The sequence below is a fragment of the Leptolyngbya sp. AS-A5 genome, assembly GCF_039962495.1.
Taxonomy (GTDB): domain Bacteria; phylum Cyanobacteriota; class Cyanobacteriia; order Leptolyngbyales; family Leptolyngbyaceae; genus Leptolyngbya.
In genome coordinates, this window is sequence record NZ_JAMPLL010000002.1 from 1 (window position 1) to 13,994 (window position 13,994).

Here is a 13,994-nt window from a genome sequence, read left to right on the forward strand (position 1 = left end):
GAAGACCCGGAATTTGAAACGTTCTACACGAAGAACATTTTGCTGAACGAGGGCATCCGTGCTTGGATGGCTTCTCAGGATCAGCCGCATGAACACTTTGTATTCCCTGAAGAAGTATTGCCTCGCGGTAATGCTCTGTAAGAAGCAAAGTCGCTTTGCTTTAATTAGCTCCTGCCTCTTCGGCAGGAGCTTTTTTTGATGACTTGACACATTCTCGAAAAGGTATGCTACATTGAATTACAGATGAAGGAATTCGATGAGTTCCGAGTCTGTAAACCCTTTGAAATATGCCCACTTAGGAATTAGGAGGTGATGCCCATGCCAGATAGTAGTAAACGCTTGGGTCGTCAGGTTAGAGTTAGTCGGCTGTGCGCCGGGGCTGTTCTCTAACAGTTATTTCAGACCTTTTGAAAGCAATTGTCCGAACAATTCTTCAATCACTGGACTAACTCGGAGTTCCTTCCGGCAGTCTGGTTTCTAAACTGAAGGCCCGCTACACCGCTCTTGTTTGTGAAAGTCGATTCATTCACCTTTCTCTAAACAAGAGCGGATAGTTTTTTAAACATAATTTTTCCAGGTTGTAGCCTAAGAGGTACGTCTTTGGAGGGAAGAGCTTAGGATTTCAGTACGGCAATCTGGGATTATATGAGTTAATCTGTTGGTGTAGTCAATAGCAACCTTTGTATCAATCCTGTAATGAGAGTCTGACAATTAGATAATTGTCACATTGTTAGGGTGTCACCTTTCGTCTCGTACGGGTAAACTAAGGTGCAGTGGAAGAGTCGCTCAGCGAATGTACCACTATGGTGATTTTGATATGGAAGGCGCTGCTAGTCGTTCTATCAAAAGGTGTGAGGAGAACAAAACACAATGCGTAAGATTTTATTGAACTCGTTGTTCACAAGTCCTGCTGTCTTAGGGGCAGCACTGTTGATGTCTTCGTCCGTATTCGCGGCTCAGAAGACCGAGGTGGCTGGACTGCCCGCAGTTGAAGTAGGAACTCAGTCAGAAGCAAATTTTTCTGGAAGTGCAGCTATCGCGCCACTTGCAGAAGTGAAGTCGCTTGAAGCAGTTAAGCCTCAGGCGCAAGTTTCTGCTGAATTCAGCTCTGCTAAGTCTGTAGTCGTAAATGAGCCTGTAAAAGTTGCTCAAGCTGCACCCGAAGCTCCTGCAACAACCAGCACGGACTCGCTGAATCAGCTTAATCGCTACAGCCGCGAAGGTCGTAGCATGACGAGTGCTTCCAGCGATCAGGTGACTTCCGTTTCTCAGCTCTCGGATGTGCGCCCCACCGACTGGGCATTCCAAGCCCTGCAATCCCTCGTTGAACGCTACGGCTGTATCGCGGGTTATCCCGATCGTACCTTCCGTGGCAACCGCGCCACCACTCGGTTTGAATTCGCTGCCGGCCTGAACGCCTGCCTCAACCGCATCAACGAACTAATTGCAGCATCGACCGCAGACTTGGTGAAGAAAGAAGACTTGGCAACGCTGCAAAAGCTGCAAGAGCAGTTTGCGGCAGAATTAGCCACACTGCGAGGACGAGTGGATGCGCTCGAAGCACGTACCACGACCTTAGAGAAGCAGCAGTTCTCGACCACAACCAAGCTTGCGGGTGAAGGCATCTTCGCGATCACCGATGAGTTTGGCGTTCGTGGAACGGGTGGAAACAATACGGTGTTCCAAAACCGAGTCCGTTTAGCGCTCAACACCAGCTTTACCGGGAAAGACTTGCTCGTTACCCGGATTGCGGCTGGTAATGCGAACTTATTTGCAGCGCCTGCAGGCAGTGGCGCTGAAGGTATTCAAACCTTCAATTTTGGCAACACGGGCGGCAACCAAGCATTCATTGACTGGGTTGCTTACTACTTCCCAGTTGGCGAAAACCTGAGATTCTACGTTCCGGCAGTGAGCGGTCTTCACTATGACTACGCTCCGACGATCAGCCCTGCTTTAGATGCGGCTGACGGTGGTACAGGTCCGCTTTCCGTCTTTGCTCAGCGCAACCCAATCTACTTGATTGGTGGTGGTAGTGGTATCGGTGCAACCTTCAACCTCAACAACACCTTCCAAGTCAGCGCAGGTTACCTAGCTGATAACTCGACTGGCAGCCAAGTAACCTTTGGTGCAAATAATCCCGCATCAAGAGCTGGTCTTTTCAATGGAAGCTACAGTGCTCTGGCTCAGTTAACCTTTAATGCGAGTGATGCACTGCAAGTTGGGTTAACATATGTTAACGCTTACCGTCAAGGTGCAATTTTTGACGGCGGTTCGGCACTGGCTTCTTCTGGTACCTCGCTCGCCAACCGCAACATTCTGGGGTCAGGCGCTTCGCAAGTTAACGCTTATGGTGCTTCGATTGCCTTCAAGCTCAGCCCCAATATCGTGCTGAACGCTTTTGGTTCCTACATCAATGCAAATTTTGTGGATGATGGTCAGGGCGAGAAAGACATCTGGACATATGGAGCAGGCTTGGCATTCCCTGATTTCGGTAAGAAAGGCAATCTGCTGGGATTTGTGGCAGGTGTAGAGCCTTACGTGGGTAATCCAGGTGGCGGTTTACGGAATGATATTCCTCTGCACTTTGAAGGATTCTACAAGTACCAACTGAACGACAACATCTCGATTACTCCGGGTGTGATCTGGATTGTGAATCCAGGACAAAACGAAAACAATGATGACATTGTGATCGGAACCATTAGAACGACCTTCACGTTCTAGTCTGGGCTGAGAGCATCGATTTGAATTACAAGCGATGCCTTTTGCTTCAATCGTATATTTGGCTCAGTTTAGTAAGCCTCATGTTAAGCCCTGTCAATTTGGCAGGGCTTTTGTTTTGCGTCATACAGCAGGTAGAGATTGAGACGAAACCCTAGAACGAAGTTTTATGAGTAAATCAACGCTACCCTTTCAGGGTCAAGGCGGATTTGGAGAATAGCTATGGCAAAGGTGAACCCGATCGAAGTACAGAAGCATCTCAAGGGACTCGACTACCCAGCGACTAAAGAAGATGTGATCAAACACGCAGAGAAAAATGGTGCAGATGAAGAGTTAAAAGCGCTTCTAAACGATCTGCCTGATGAGGAATTTGAAAAGCCAACGGATGTCAACAAAGCGATCGGACAGGTTGGATAGTCTATCGCTTTAAAGGCAACAAAGCGCTGTACCTTATTCTCAAAGATGCAGCGCTTTAGGTTTGGAAAACACAAAAATGGGTGTAAAGGCTGTTGCCCTTCACACCCAGGTTTTTATTCTGATTATTATCAGCCAACCAGGTGCAGCAAGTCACGCACAACACTATAACCAGCTAAATCCCAAAGAAGGTATGCGAGAAAGCCAATCATTGCAAACCGACCATTCCATAGCTCGGCTTGGGGTGTCCAGCCGAAAAGAAAGGCGTTGCGATCTTTTCCATTGTAGGCAGTCGAGATAGGTAAATCAGTTGTACTGGGAGGAGTTTGCATATCTAAAATTCCAAACGCTTCATATTTCTTATAGTAGTGGTTGATTTGCTATTAGCTGTCCGCCTATGGAGATAAAACGTTTCCTTCTTTGGGTGGAGATGGAGAGCATTCTCAATTTATTCAAATTCGAGTAATTTTAATTGCGTAGATTACGTCAAATCGAAGGCAATTTGATAGAAAAGCCGCAATTCAAAAGTAGTGAGTTGTAGATTTCAATAAGACAGAAATAGGAAAATTTCCATCAATTTGGAAATCGTATTCATCACTACGATCGTTTCCCCTAACTCACTGTAAGGTTAGGTGGCAAGAGCGATGACGATCTAGATCGTGAGCTAGTAACTTTTAGCTACATCCTGAGATAGAGGTAAGAGCAGAAATCGAACGCTACATTAATGAGACCGTAAATTACATTTTGTAGTATTCTCTTGCGCCTAGCGCCTATTTAGCTGGGATTTGCCTTTCTATCATCGTTTAGTAATTAGTTAGTAATCAGGTTGTGGGGTATGGAATTATCAACTAGAACGATTCAGTTCCCAGAAACGCTAGATGATGCGGCGATTGCACAGTTTCACGAACATGCCGAGCTTGCGATCCGTTCGGATGCAGCCGTTGTGCTTGTTGACTTTGCCAACGTTGAGTTTATGAGCAGTCCTGGTTTAATGGCTTTAGTGATTGTGTTTAAGCGATCGCGGGAAGCAAATAAACCGATGCTCTTACGCTCTATCAACGAGCGCGTCAGAATGTTGCTGGAACTTACCGGAATGGAAGAAGTGTTTGAGATTATCGAAAGCTCAGTTGAGGAAAGCGAACCGCTCCTTACTGCTTCTAGATAAGAAACCTATTAAAAATACAAAAACCGGATCTAGCTTCTTAGATCCGGTTTTTTGTTTAAATAAATTCGCGGATATATTGATTGACTAACTCCGGCTGCTCCTGTTGCACCCAGTGGCTACAGTTTGGAATATAGCGAATTTGAAAATCTCTCACGTATTGCTCGGTTCCATAAGTCAACTCTTTGCCTAGTGCTGTATCTTTTTCTCCCCAAATCATTAGGGTTGGTACGTCTAGAATGCCCCAATTCTTTCCAACGATTCCAGACTGAAATGCGTTGCGATAGTAATTAATTGCTGAAGTCAGAGCGCCTCGTTTTGCCATTGCGTCTTTATAGCGATCGAGATCTGCTTGACTAAATGCATTCTTATTCACTGCCATTCCTAGGAACGCATTTTCTAACGCTTTATAGTCGTCTAGCTGAATTAAAAGTTCGGGCAAAATGGGGAGCTGAAAGAAGAAGATATACGAGCTTTTTAGAAGCTGTTGCGGCGTTGTTAATCCCTGAGCAAATTTAGCTGGGTGGGGGAGATTCAAGATGATTAACTGATTGAGCAAGTTCGGATAAGTGTAAGCAAAATTCCAAGCGATCGCCCCTCCCCAGTCATGTCCAACTAACGTGCAGCGATCGTATCCCAATCCTTCGATTACACCTTTTACGTCTGCGACGAATTCAGACATTTTGTAGGCTGCTTTTGCCGTGGGTTTATCGCTATCGTTGTAGCCTCGCAGATCAATTGCAACTACTTTATGATCTTTGGCGAACTCTGGAATTTGATGCCGCCACGAATACCAAAACTCAGGAAAACCGTGCAGAAATAAGATTAAATCCCCCTGTCCTTGAGTGACGTAATGTAGGTTAATTCCATTGACGTGAATGCGATCGTGCGTCCAAGTTTCGATCATGATCCTGCAGGATATTGTTGTAGAACTTGTTGAAGGTACTGACCCGTGTAAGAACGGGGATTTTTGACTATTTCTTCTGGTGTTCCAACTGCGACAATTTCGCCGCCACGATCGCCGCCTTCAGGTCCTAAATCAACAATCCAATCTGAGCACCGAATCACATCTAAATTGTGTTCGATCACCAAAACCGAATTACCCTTATCGACTAATCGCTGAATCACATCCAGAAGTTTGTGAACATCGTAGAACGATAAACCTGTGGTGGGTTCATCAATTAGATAGAGTGTTTTTCCGGTGGCGCGGCGAGAAAGCTCGGTGGCAAGTTTGACGCGCTGCGCTTCTCCACCCGATAAAGTCGGAGCGGTTTGTCCCAAACGCATATAGCCCAGGCCTACATCGACTAAAGTTTGCAGGCGATTCGCGGCTTGGGGAATGTTCTTGAAGAATTCCGCTCCTTCTTCAACGGTCATACTCAGGACATCGGCGATCGATTTTCCTTTGAATTTCACCTGCAAGGTTTCTCGGTTGTACCGTGCCCCTTTGCATACGTCACATTGCACATACACATCCGGTAAAAAGTTCATCTCGATCACATTCACGCCCTGACCGCTGCAGGCTTCACAGCGTCCGCCTTTGACATTAAAGGAGAATTGACCAGGCTTATAGCCTCTAGCTTTCGCCTCGATCGTTTCGGCAAACACATCGCGAACCACATCAAAAACACCCGTATAGGTCGCAGGGTTCGATCTCGGAGTGCGTCCAATCGGGGATTGATCGATGACGATCGCTTTATCCAGGGCATCGAGTCCTTTGACGGGCTGCATTTCTTTGGGTTGAGGAACCTTTTGCCCAAAGTGATGCTGAATGGCGGGATAAAGCAATTCGTTGATTAGCGTAGATTTACCAGAACCCGAAACGCCTGTGACGCAAACCAGTCTGCCGAGCGGGATTTCAACATCGACATTTTTGAGGTTGTTACGGTTGGCGCTGCGGATCAAGAGCGATCGACCATTGCCTTCTCGTCGTTCGGCGGGTGTTTGGATTGATCGCCGACCGGACAGATAGGCACCTGTTAGCGATTCTTCTGAATTCAAGAGCGTTTCAAAATCACCTTGGGCAACAATTCGCCCACCATGCACACCCGCGCCTGGGCCAATATCGACTAAATGATCAGCAGCACGAATGGTTTCTTCGTCGTGTTCAACCACGATTAGCGTATTTCCAAGATCCCGCAGTTTAGTCAACGTATTGAGCAATCGGGTGTTATCGCGCTGGTGTAGCCCGATGCTTGGTTCATCTAGAACGTACAGAACGCCTGTGAGACCTGCGCCAATTTGGGTTGCCAGTCGAATGCGCTGAGCTTCACCGCCAGAAAGCGTCATCGCGGTACGATCGAGCGTCAAATAGTCCAATCCCACATCCAGAAGAAACTGCAATCTCGCTTTGATTTCTCGCAGGACAAGATCGCCGATTTGAGCTTGACGATCGCTCAGTTCTAAGTTCTCAACTCGATCCAAGCATTCTCGAATCGAAACGCCCGTAAACTGATGAATTCGATATTGCCCTAAACGAACGGCAAGAGATTCCGGTTTTAAGCGTTTTCCGCCACAAACATCACAGGCCTGATCAATCAAGTATTGCTCTAATTTCTGCTTGTACAGGTCAGAATTGGCTTCTTGATATTGGCGATCAAGCAACGGAATCGCGCCTTCATATCGACGATGATAGCCTTTGTTTTCTCGATAGCGCGAATCGACTTCGATCCAAATCGGATCTTTGGAACCATACAGCATGACGTGCTGCTGCTCTGGAGTGAGTTGATTCCAGGGGGTTTGAATATCAAAGCCGTAAGCTTCGGCAACGCTGCAAATCAACGACAAGTAATAAGTGTTGTCCTTGTCAGACCAGGGTGCGATCGACGCATAAACCGGAAGATTCGGATTCGGAATGATCAGCTCAGGGGAGAAAGTTCGATGGCTGCCAATCCCATGACAGTTCGGACACGCCCCATAGGGTGAGTTGAACGAGAATAAGCGGGGAGAAAGTTCCTCCATGACTGCCCCGTGTTCTGGACAGGCGAAATTCTCAGAAAAAACAAGTTCTGAAGGCTGATCTTCAGAGTTTTCATCGCGCATCAAATCAACTACGGCAATTCCACCCGATCGCTTCAAGCAGGTGGTTAACGAATCGCTGAGGCGTTCTTGAATATCGTCTTTTTTTACCAAGCGATCAACCACAACTTCGATCGTATGCAACTGGTTCTTATCTAGCTCGATCGAGTCGCTTAACTCTCTTACTTCGCCATCGATCCGAACTCGCACAAAACCTTCTGCTGCAAGTCCTGAAATTAACTTACGATGTGTTCCTTTCTTCCCTCGAACCACAGGCGCGAGAACTTGAAAGCGGGTTCGATCCGGTAGCTCCATGATTCGATCAACCATTTGATCGATCGTTTGAGGGGCAATGGAACGATCGCAAATCGGGCAGTGCGGCGTACCTGCGCGACCGTAGAGCAATCGTAAGTAATCGTAGATTTCAGTTACCGTTCCAACGGTCGATCGCGGATTATGCGAAGTCGATTTTTGATCGATCGAAATTGCCGGACTTAAGCCTTCGATCGCATCGACATCCGGTTTATCCACTTGTCCTAAAAACTGCCGAGCGTAAGCGCTTAATGATTCCACATAGCGCCGCTGCCCTTCTGCAAAAATTGTGTCAAACGCCAGAGAAGATTTCCCTGATCCCGAAACTCCGGTAAAGACAATTAGGCGATCGCGGGGTAGTTCTAGATCGATGTTCTTCAAATTATGCTGACGTGCACCTCGAATCCGAATCGAGTTCAGCGAAACGATTTTTCTTGCAGGATTTTTCAATCCGTTCGATTCGATTTCGGCTCCTGAATCAGGACTTAATACCGGAGAATCAGAGCTTTTAGATTGGCTAACACGCTTTGGCATTCGGAGGGCGCAGAAATAGTCCTTAACGATTCTATCGCTCTGATTCACGATCGAGTTGATTTGTACTCAGGATCGACCCTGTGAATTAGTTAATTTTTTGCGGGTGAGGCACGATCGCAAGTAGAAACTTAGGCTATCGATTCTTCATCGCTCGCTGCATATCACGCTGATCGTCACGCCGCTTAGAGTCTTCCCGCTTGTCATACAGCTTCTTACCCCGAACCAGTGCTAGATCCACTTTGACCCAGCCCCGTTTCAAGTACATCTTCAGTGGAACCAGCGTTAACCCTTGCTGCTCTACCTTTCCAACCAGCTTACGGATTTCGTCGCGCCGCAATAATAGCTTGCGAGTGCGAACAGGATCATGGTTGAAAACCTGGCTCGCCGTTTTGTGCGGTGAAATATGAACGTTATGTAGAAAAACTTCGCCATTACGAACGAGCGCGAACCCATCTCGTAAGTTGACTCGACCTTCACGGATCGACTTCACCTCAGTTCCCGCAAGCTCAATTCCCGTCTCGTAGGTTTCCAGAATTTCGTACTGAAACCTCGCTTGACGGTTATCACTAACGATTTTAATGGCTTCATTCTTCTCACTCATAATCTCTACTCTAGCGTAGTTAATTCAGTCTGAAGCTAAAAAATTCGCCTAACTCAAGCGCAAAAGCACGATGAGCCAGGCGAATTACTCAAGGAGACGAAGCAATTTAATACAAAGATACTATACACGCATATTCTTTACAATAGCAAATTCAAGTAGGGTTCAGCTCTGGCCCAAAGCAAAAATAACGTTAGCTAGAGTGCGATTCAAATAATTTCAGCAGCATTTTGTGATTTCCGATACAGATTGAACGTACCTAATCAACGAGATTTGACAATATCTCAAGGATCTACGCCTTTGGGTATACCGTCTGTCTCAGGTCTACACAATTGCGAATCCAACTTCACTTCGGCTGTAGACAGACATCGAAAAACTGGCTCATTCATTGCAAGTCTGTCGGTGCTGAATTTGAGGAGTTCTGGGATTCGGGAATTACATCTCCAACTTTAGGGGTTCTTCTGCTGAGCAAGATGGGTCATTCCACGCTTTGTTTAGTTGTCGCCGATTTCGGCTTTGTCGCATTCATCTAGGAAATCTTCTGTCATGGTGTCAAGAGCATCGTTGAAGCAAAAAATGCAAATTCGCAGGAAAAAGCCTGCGTTGTTGAAATCTTGGGAGGCACTGGTTCGCACCGTCAGCCAGCTTGCTCCAAGTTGGCAAATGTCAATTCCACTCACGGTCGCGATCGTTGGACTCTGGAGCTACGCGGCTGTTGCCCAAACCCCACCCACCCTTGAAAGCGTTGCTGCTGCGAACGCTGAGCTGAAAATTGGTCTCGATACGATGTGGGTGATGATTGCGGGCTTCCTGGTGTTCTTTATGAACGCAGGTTTCTGTATGTTGGAAACTGGAATGTGCCGCCAGAAGAACGCAGTCAACGTTTTGGCGAAGAACCTAATCGTCTTTGCCCTCTCGACCGTCGCATTTTGGGCGATCGGGTTCGGCTTGATGTTTAGTGACGGAAATGGTTATCTCGGCACAAGCGGCGGATTTTTCCTCACGGGTGCTGACAACAGCCCTGCGATGACGGCTGATTACAAAGGAATTTTCTCCGCCTTGAACTGGGCAGGCGTTCCTCTGGCAGCAAAATTCTTCTTCCAATTAGTGTTTGCTGGAACCGCAGCAACGATCGTCTCTGGTGCGGTGGCTGAGCGGATTAAGTTTGTCGACTTCTTGATCTTTAGCTTGTTGTTGGTTGGAATCGCTTACCCGATCACAGGTCACTGGATCTGGGGCGGCGGCTGGCTGTACAAGCTTGGATTCTTCGATTTCGCAGGTTCGACTGTGGTTCACGCCGTTGGCGGTTGGGCGGCTCTAATGGGGGCTGCATTCTTAGGTGCAAGAATTGGCAAATACAATGCTGATGGCTCTGCCAATGCAATCCCGCCTCACAACATGAGTATTGCCACCTTGGGCGCATTGATTCTCTGGCTCGGTTGGTTCGGATTTAACCCTGGTTCGACCATGAGCGTGGGTAATGGCTCTCTGATTGGTCACATTGCATTGACCACAAATACGGGCGGTGCATTTGGTGCGATCGCAGCCACGCTCGTCGCTTGGGCAGTTCTCGGTAAGCCTGATTTATCGATGGTGATCAACGGTCTACTGGCTGGTTTGGTTGCAGTGACTGCATCTTGTGCCTTCATCACCGTTCCTTCGGCAGCGATTATCGGTGCGATCGGTGGAATTTTGGTGGTGTTCGCGGTTGGATACCTCGATAAGTTGAAGATTGATGATCCGGTGGGCGCGATCGCAGTTCACTTGGTCAATGGCGTTTGGGGAACTCTGGCACTTGGTCTATTTGCTGTGGGGCCTAGCGATCAACCTGGCGCACTGTATGCTGCAGGACCAGCAGCAGGTTTGCTGTTCGGCGGTGGATTGAATCAGCTTTGGATTCAGTTCCTGGGAACGATTTCGGTTGGTGGATTCACAGTTCTAATCTCCAGTATTTTCTGGATTTTACTGAAGTCCACACTTGGAATTCGTGTAACTGCTGAAGAAGAGCTTGAAGGATTGGATATCGGTGAGCATGGCATGGAAGCTTATGCTGGATTCGCGAAAGAAAGTTCTTTCGGTGCAGCAAGCAGCTATCCTAGCAATGCCTCGGATGCAGCGACGAAGTATCAATAAGCTGATCGATTTCCTCTAATTTCATTACTCACAAAACACTCCTGAGATTTTCAGGAGTGTTCTTTTTTTCGGACTGTTACTGGCAGATCTTAAATTTGAGAACTCATAGATTCTTTTAACGTGTTGTCGAGCATTCTCTATCCGATTTTTGCTCACAGGGTTTGGGCGAAGGGTGGCGTAGCAGCAATTCTCAGATGAATATCAAAGTGTGGATGTGAACGAACATGGTGAAGAAGGTTAGGGTGAAGAACTCGCTTCCGGCTTCACGATGAGTTGAGTAACAAGTTTAGAAGGGTGAATCTATCTAAAAGGCTCCAAGGTCAATATCCTGGAGCCTTTTGATTAGCGGCGTTTGGTGGATTTGGTAGAGAGTTTTTCTTGTTCGCGGCGACGACGATCGCGCCAGTCTGCCAGCGTTAAGTAAATAACTCCCCCAGTCACGCTAAGGAGAAGACCAAACGCGACGAGTACCAGTGTGTTAAAAACTGTGAATTCCACGGTGATTTCAGAAAATGAAAATATTACTGCCCATAGCGGTTAGGCTACGGGCGAAAATTCAATGCTAGAAGCCGTTTCGACCCCAAACGACCATTGCGATCGAAAAGGTGAAAACGGATAAAAGCGCGACCCAGCCTAGTGACAAAATATCCATAATGAAAGCGATCGGTACAAAGGGTGATACATCTAATAATAAGGCAAAAGGGGTTAGGGGCTAGGATCTAGAGGAGTTATGCAGCACCTGAGATTGAGTTGGGAAGAACGGGTGGAGTCGCTTAAAGCGGGAGTGCTTTCGGCGGGTTCGGTAACGCTAATTTTTCCGCTAATTGCTCTGTTTAATGATTTCTTAGCGAGTCGATATGCCAGCCCAGTGATGAATTATTGGGTCAGTGGGGCGATCGTTCTGTTTGCAGGATTTTTGTTTGGAGTGACGTACCGCTACATTATTCGGGAAGATCAAAACTCACACCTCAAATCGGGCGCGGTTCTAGCCTTTGGATTAGTGCGGGGATTGGCGCAGGTTGAACTGGGGATTGCAACTCAAAGTAGTTGGGTTCCGATCGTCAGCTTTGCCGGTGAAAGTATTTTTCTATTTGCGATCGCTCGGTTGGTTCTCGATGGCGGAATGGCGATCGGCTGGATTGGTCGATTTAAGGGGTGAATTCTGTGATTTCGGTTGGGGTGAATAACTGATTGCGGTCGAGCGCGGAGAGAATTTTTCCATCGGCGCGATCGCTGATTAGACAACGGCATACTAATTCAGCCACATCTGCTCGATGAATTGAGCCAGAAATTTTCGGATCTTCGGTTAGAAATCCGGTTCCGGTTGGCGGTTCTGATTTCAAACCACCGGGACGGACGATCGTATAAGTTAAACCACTCTCGATTAAATGCTGTTCTGCTTTCTCTTTTTCCTTTAAAACGGCTCCCAATGCTTCAAGAGCGCGAGGCGGTAAAGCAACCACACTTTCACCGCTACCGATCGAAGTCACTAACACAAACTTTTTCACGCTTGCTTTGAGTGCGGCATCAACTAGATTTCGATTGCCTTCAAAATCAGCGCGTTTTCCTTCTGCAGGTAGTCCGCCGATCGTACTAATCACGGCATCGATTTGGCGATTTGCAAAGGCTGCTTCGAGTTGCTCAGGATTCATCGCATCGCCGATCGTAGTTTCAATGCCCAACGCTTCAAGTTCAGTCACGGCGGCATCAGAACGTAACAAGGCAATTACGGTAAAATTCGGCTGGAGCAGTCGAGCAATTTCACGCCCTACACCGCGACTTGCACCCGCAACTAATACTGTCTGAAGGTTCCCACCCGTTACACTTTGCAGCATTTTAATCAGCCTTTTGGTGAATCATCTATGATTCAAGAATAAGCTGCATACAGGGGCATACACATACGGGAATCAGATCTTTTGACAGTCGAGGAAGCCGCCCTAAAGGTTTGGCGAAATCTGTTCCAATAGAGAAAGCATCGATCGCTCCAATAGAGGACACTGCTGTGAATCAGAATCAACTGTATAACCTACAACTCGGCATTAACGGATTTGGACGACTGCTGACGTTCATTGGATTCGCACTTCTATTGAGTGCAGTGGGTCTGGGCTGGTTGGTGAAATCATTTCTATTTGTGTTGGTGCTATTGATCGTTGCGCCGATCGTTGGGATCTTCGTGTTTCAGTGGTGGGTGAGAAGAAATATTGTGCAGGCGGATTGTCCGGTGTGTGGTGCAGAGTTGACCGGATTTAATCAGGCGCAGATGCAGTGTTCTAACTGTGGTGAACCGTTGCAGGCGGAAAAAGGCAAGTTTAAGCGGATGACTCCTTCGGGCACGATCGATGTGGAAGCGGTGGAAGTTGCAGCGCAAGTGGTAGATGATTAGTGCTGTAGTGCGATCGTTCTCCTAAGGTATATAGCTTCTGACAAAGCTCAGTATTGTTGCTGAAAAAATAAGCTTGTTCGTTGCGACAACAACCTCATTTGTGACGACAGGGGTAGTTGTGGTCACAAATGCTGCGGTTTTCACGAAGAATGAGTTGGCATTCGCCACGACAGCTATCCCTGTCGCGGTTTCGGGGTTAGAAGATATGACGATCGCGCTATCAGATACAGCGAACGAGTTCTAATTCGTGATTTCGGGGAAAATCGACAGGGTTTAATTTTCTTTGGGAGGCGAGATCGTGCCTTCAATCTAAAGCACGATCGCATCTGTTCTCTAGCCTTGACCCAGACAAGCCGCTAAGTCTGCATCCGGAGTCGTAATTGCTTTTAGACGATAAGTATCCGAAAGCAACTTCAACACATTCGGAGAGAGAAACACTGGCAGAGTTGGGCCTAAGCGAATATCTTGAATTCCTAAATGCAGTAGGGTGAGCAACACCGCTACCGCCTTTTACTCGTACCAGGACAGAATCATCGAGAGCGGTAATTGATTCACATCGACCTCAAACGCGTTCGCAAGCGCGATCGCGATTTGAATCGCAGAGTAAGCATCATTACATTGTCCAATGTCTAACAAGCGATGACATCCTTGGCTGCTTGCTGTCTGTTCGCATTGTTCGCAAAACATCGTCCGCTTCTCCTAATAATCTTTCTGTACTTTAG

General features: G+C 47.3%; 14 protein-coding genes and 2 pseudogenes. 8 read left to right on the plus strand and 8 right to left on the minus strand.

The window, feature by feature from the left end; genetic code table 11:
• From NC980_RS02455 to NC980_RS02465, 3 genes and pseudogenes are all read left to right on the plus strand, one after another.
• Nucleotides 1-141, plus strand: a pseudogene (locus NC980_RS02455) (photosystem II protein D2); the annotation flags it as partial.
• 729 nt (nt 142-870) lie between these two features.
• Nucleotides 871-2,721: an iron uptake porin gene (locus tag NC980_RS02460; RefSeq protein WP_190379553.1), complete on the plus strand. Its 1,851-nt coding sequence runs from the start codon at nt 871-873 to the stop codon at nt 2,719-2,721.
• 219 nt (nt 2,722-2,940) lie between these two features.
• Nucleotides 2,941-3,135 carry a DUF2795 domain-containing protein gene (locus tag NC980_RS02465; protein ID WP_190379554.1) on the plus strand — a complete coding sequence of 65 codons (195 nt, stop codon included), beginning with the start codon at nt 2,941-2,943 and terminating at the stop codon, nt 3,133-3,135.
• 128 nt (nt 3,136-3,263) lie between these two features.
• Here the strand turns inward: NC980_RS02465 and NC980_RS02470 are convergent, their stop codons facing one another.
• Nucleotides 3,264-3,464: a chlorophyll a/b-binding protein gene (locus NC980_RS02470; protein ID WP_058998328.1), complete on the minus strand. Its 201-nt coding sequence runs from the start codon at nt 3,462-3,464 to the stop codon at nt 3,264-3,266.
• Nucleotides 3,465-3,967: 503 nt separating this feature from the next.
• Between NC980_RS02470 and NC980_RS02475 the strand changes: the two genes are divergently transcribed.
• Nucleotides 3,968-4,297, plus strand: a complete 330-nt coding sequence (locus NC980_RS02475) for an STAS domain-containing protein (RefSeq protein WP_190379555.1) — start codon at nt 3,968-3,970, stop codon at nt 4,295-4,297.
• Nucleotides 4,298-4,352: 55 nt separating this feature from the next.
• On the opposite strand, the gene NC980_RS02480 is transcribed toward NC980_RS02475, so the two are convergent.
• From NC980_RS02480 to smpB, 3 genes are all read right to left on the minus strand, one after another.
• Entirely contained in the window at nt 4,353-5,201 is an 849-nt protein-coding gene (locus NC980_RS02480; protein WP_190379556.1) for an alpha/beta hydrolase, read from the minus strand.
• The gene (uvrA, locus tag NC980_RS02485) at nt 5,198-8,158 is read right to left on the minus strand and encodes an excinuclease ABC subunit UvrA (protein WP_190379557.1); all 2,961 of its coding nucleotides are present in this window, start codon (nt 8,156-8,158) and stop codon (nt 5,198-5,200) included. The genes NC980_RS02480 and uvrA overlap by 4 nt, the downstream gene beginning before the upstream one ends.
• 133 nt (nt 8,159-8,291) lie before the next feature.
• Nucleotides 8,292-8,759: an SsrA-binding protein SmpB gene (gene smpB, locus NC980_RS02490; RefSeq protein ID WP_190379558.1), complete on the minus strand. Its 468-nt coding sequence runs from the start codon at nt 8,757-8,759 to the stop codon at nt 8,292-8,294.
• Between the two features lie 573 nt (nt 8,760-9,332).
• Between smpB and NC980_RS02495 the strand changes: the two genes are divergently transcribed.
• Nucleotides 9,333-10,889 carry an ammonium transporter gene (locus NC980_RS02495; RefSeq protein WP_347273457.1) on the plus strand — a complete coding sequence of 519 codons (1,557 nt, stop codon included), beginning with the start codon at nt 9,333-9,335 and terminating at the stop codon, nt 10,887-10,889.
• Nucleotides 10,890-11,231: 342 nt separating this feature from the next.
• Here NC980_RS02495 and NC980_RS02500 read toward each other — a convergent pair whose 3' ends face one another.
• Together NC980_RS02500 and petN are read right to left on the minus strand one after the other, a co-directional pair.
• Entirely contained in the window at nt 11,232-11,387 is a 156-nt protein-coding gene (locus tag NC980_RS02500; protein ID WP_190379560.1) for a hypothetical protein, read from the minus strand.
• Between the two features lie 64 nt (nt 11,388-11,451).
• A complete protein-coding gene (gene petN / locus NC980_RS02505; protein WP_071596148.1) occupies nt 11,452-11,541 on the minus strand; it encodes a cytochrome b6-f complex subunit PetN in 90 nt (29 codons plus the stop codon).
• A 78-nt stretch (nt 11,542-11,619) separates the two neighbouring features.
• On the opposite strand from petN, the gene NC980_RS02510 reads away from it, so the two are divergent.
• The gene (locus tag NC980_RS02510) at nt 11,620-12,048 is read left to right on the plus strand and encodes a hypothetical protein (RefSeq protein ID WP_190379561.1); all 429 of its coding nucleotides are present in this window, start codon (nt 11,620-11,622) and stop codon (nt 12,046-12,048) included.
• Here NC980_RS02510 and NC980_RS02515 read toward each other — a convergent pair.
• Nucleotides 12,038-12,724 carry an SDR family oxidoreductase gene (locus NC980_RS02515; protein WP_190379562.1) on the minus strand — a complete coding sequence of 229 codons (687 nt, stop codon included), beginning with the start codon at nt 12,722-12,724 and terminating at the stop codon, nt 12,038-12,040. The genes NC980_RS02510 and NC980_RS02515 overlap by 11 nt on opposite strands.
• 167 nt (nt 12,725-12,891) lie before the next feature.
• On the opposite strand from NC980_RS02515, the gene NC980_RS02520 reads away from it, so the two are divergent.
• Both NC980_RS02520 and NC980_RS02525 read left to right on the plus strand, forming a co-directional pair.
• Nucleotides 12,892-13,272: a hypothetical protein gene (locus NC980_RS02520; RefSeq protein ID WP_190379563.1), complete on the plus strand. Its 381-nt coding sequence runs from the start codon at nt 12,892-12,894 to the stop codon at nt 13,270-13,272.
• Nucleotides 13,273-13,345: 73 nt separating this feature from the next.
• Entirely contained in the window at nt 13,346-13,516 is a 171-nt protein-coding gene (locus tag NC980_RS02525; protein ID WP_190379564.1) for a hypothetical protein, read from the plus strand.
• Nucleotides 13,517-13,605: 89 nt separating this feature from the next.
• Here NC980_RS02525 and NC980_RS02530 read toward each other — a convergent pair.
• A pseudogene (locus NC980_RS02530) lies at nt 13,606-13,959 on the minus strand (hypothetical protein).
• Nucleotides 13,960-13,994: the final 35 nt, after the last annotated feature.

What these genes read in the sequence shown, in the direction of transcription:
- NC980_RS02460 (WP_190379553.1), top strand. Translation starts at nt 871, where the DNA reads ATGCGTAAGATTTTATTGAACTCGTTGTTCACAAGTCCTGCTGTCTTA.
- NC980_RS02465 (WP_190379554.1), top strand. Translation starts at nt 2,941, where the DNA reads ATGGCAAAGGTGAACCCGATCGAAGTACAGAAGCATCTCAAGGGACTC.
- NC980_RS02470 (WP_058998328.1), bottom strand. Translation starts at nt 3,464, where the DNA reads ATGCAAACTCCTCCCAGTACAACTGATTTACCTATCTCGACTGCCTAC.
- NC980_RS02475 (WP_190379555.1), top strand. Translation starts at nt 3,968, where the DNA reads ATGGAATTATCAACTAGAACGATTCAGTTCCCAGAAACGCTAGATGAT.
- NC980_RS02480 (WP_190379556.1), bottom strand. Translation starts at nt 5,201, where the DNA reads ATGATCGAAACTTGGACGCACGATCGCATTCACGTCAATGGAATTAAC.
- uvrA (WP_190379557.1), bottom strand. Translation starts at nt 8,158, where the DNA reads ATGCCAAAGCGTGTTAGCCAATCTAAAAGCTCTGATTCTCCGGTATTA.
- smpB (WP_190379558.1), bottom strand. Translation starts at nt 8,759, where the DNA reads ATGAGTGAGAAGAATGAAGCCATTAAAATCGTTAGTGATAACCGTCAA.
- NC980_RS02495 (WP_347273457.1), top strand. Translation starts at nt 9,333, where the DNA reads ATGCAAATTCGCAGGAAAAAGCCTGCGTTGTTGAAATCTTGGGAGGCA.
- petN (WP_071596148.1), bottom strand. Translation starts at nt 11,541, where the DNA reads ATGGATATTTTGTCACTAGGCTGGGTCGCGCTTTTATCCGTTTTCACC.
- NC980_RS02510 (WP_190379561.1), top strand. Translation starts at nt 11,620, where the DNA reads ATGCAGCACCTGAGATTGAGTTGGGAAGAACGGGTGGAGTCGCTTAAA.
- NC980_RS02515 (WP_190379562.1), bottom strand. Translation starts at nt 12,724, where the DNA reads ATGCTGCAAAGTGTAACGGGTGGGAACCTTCAGACAGTATTAGTTGCG.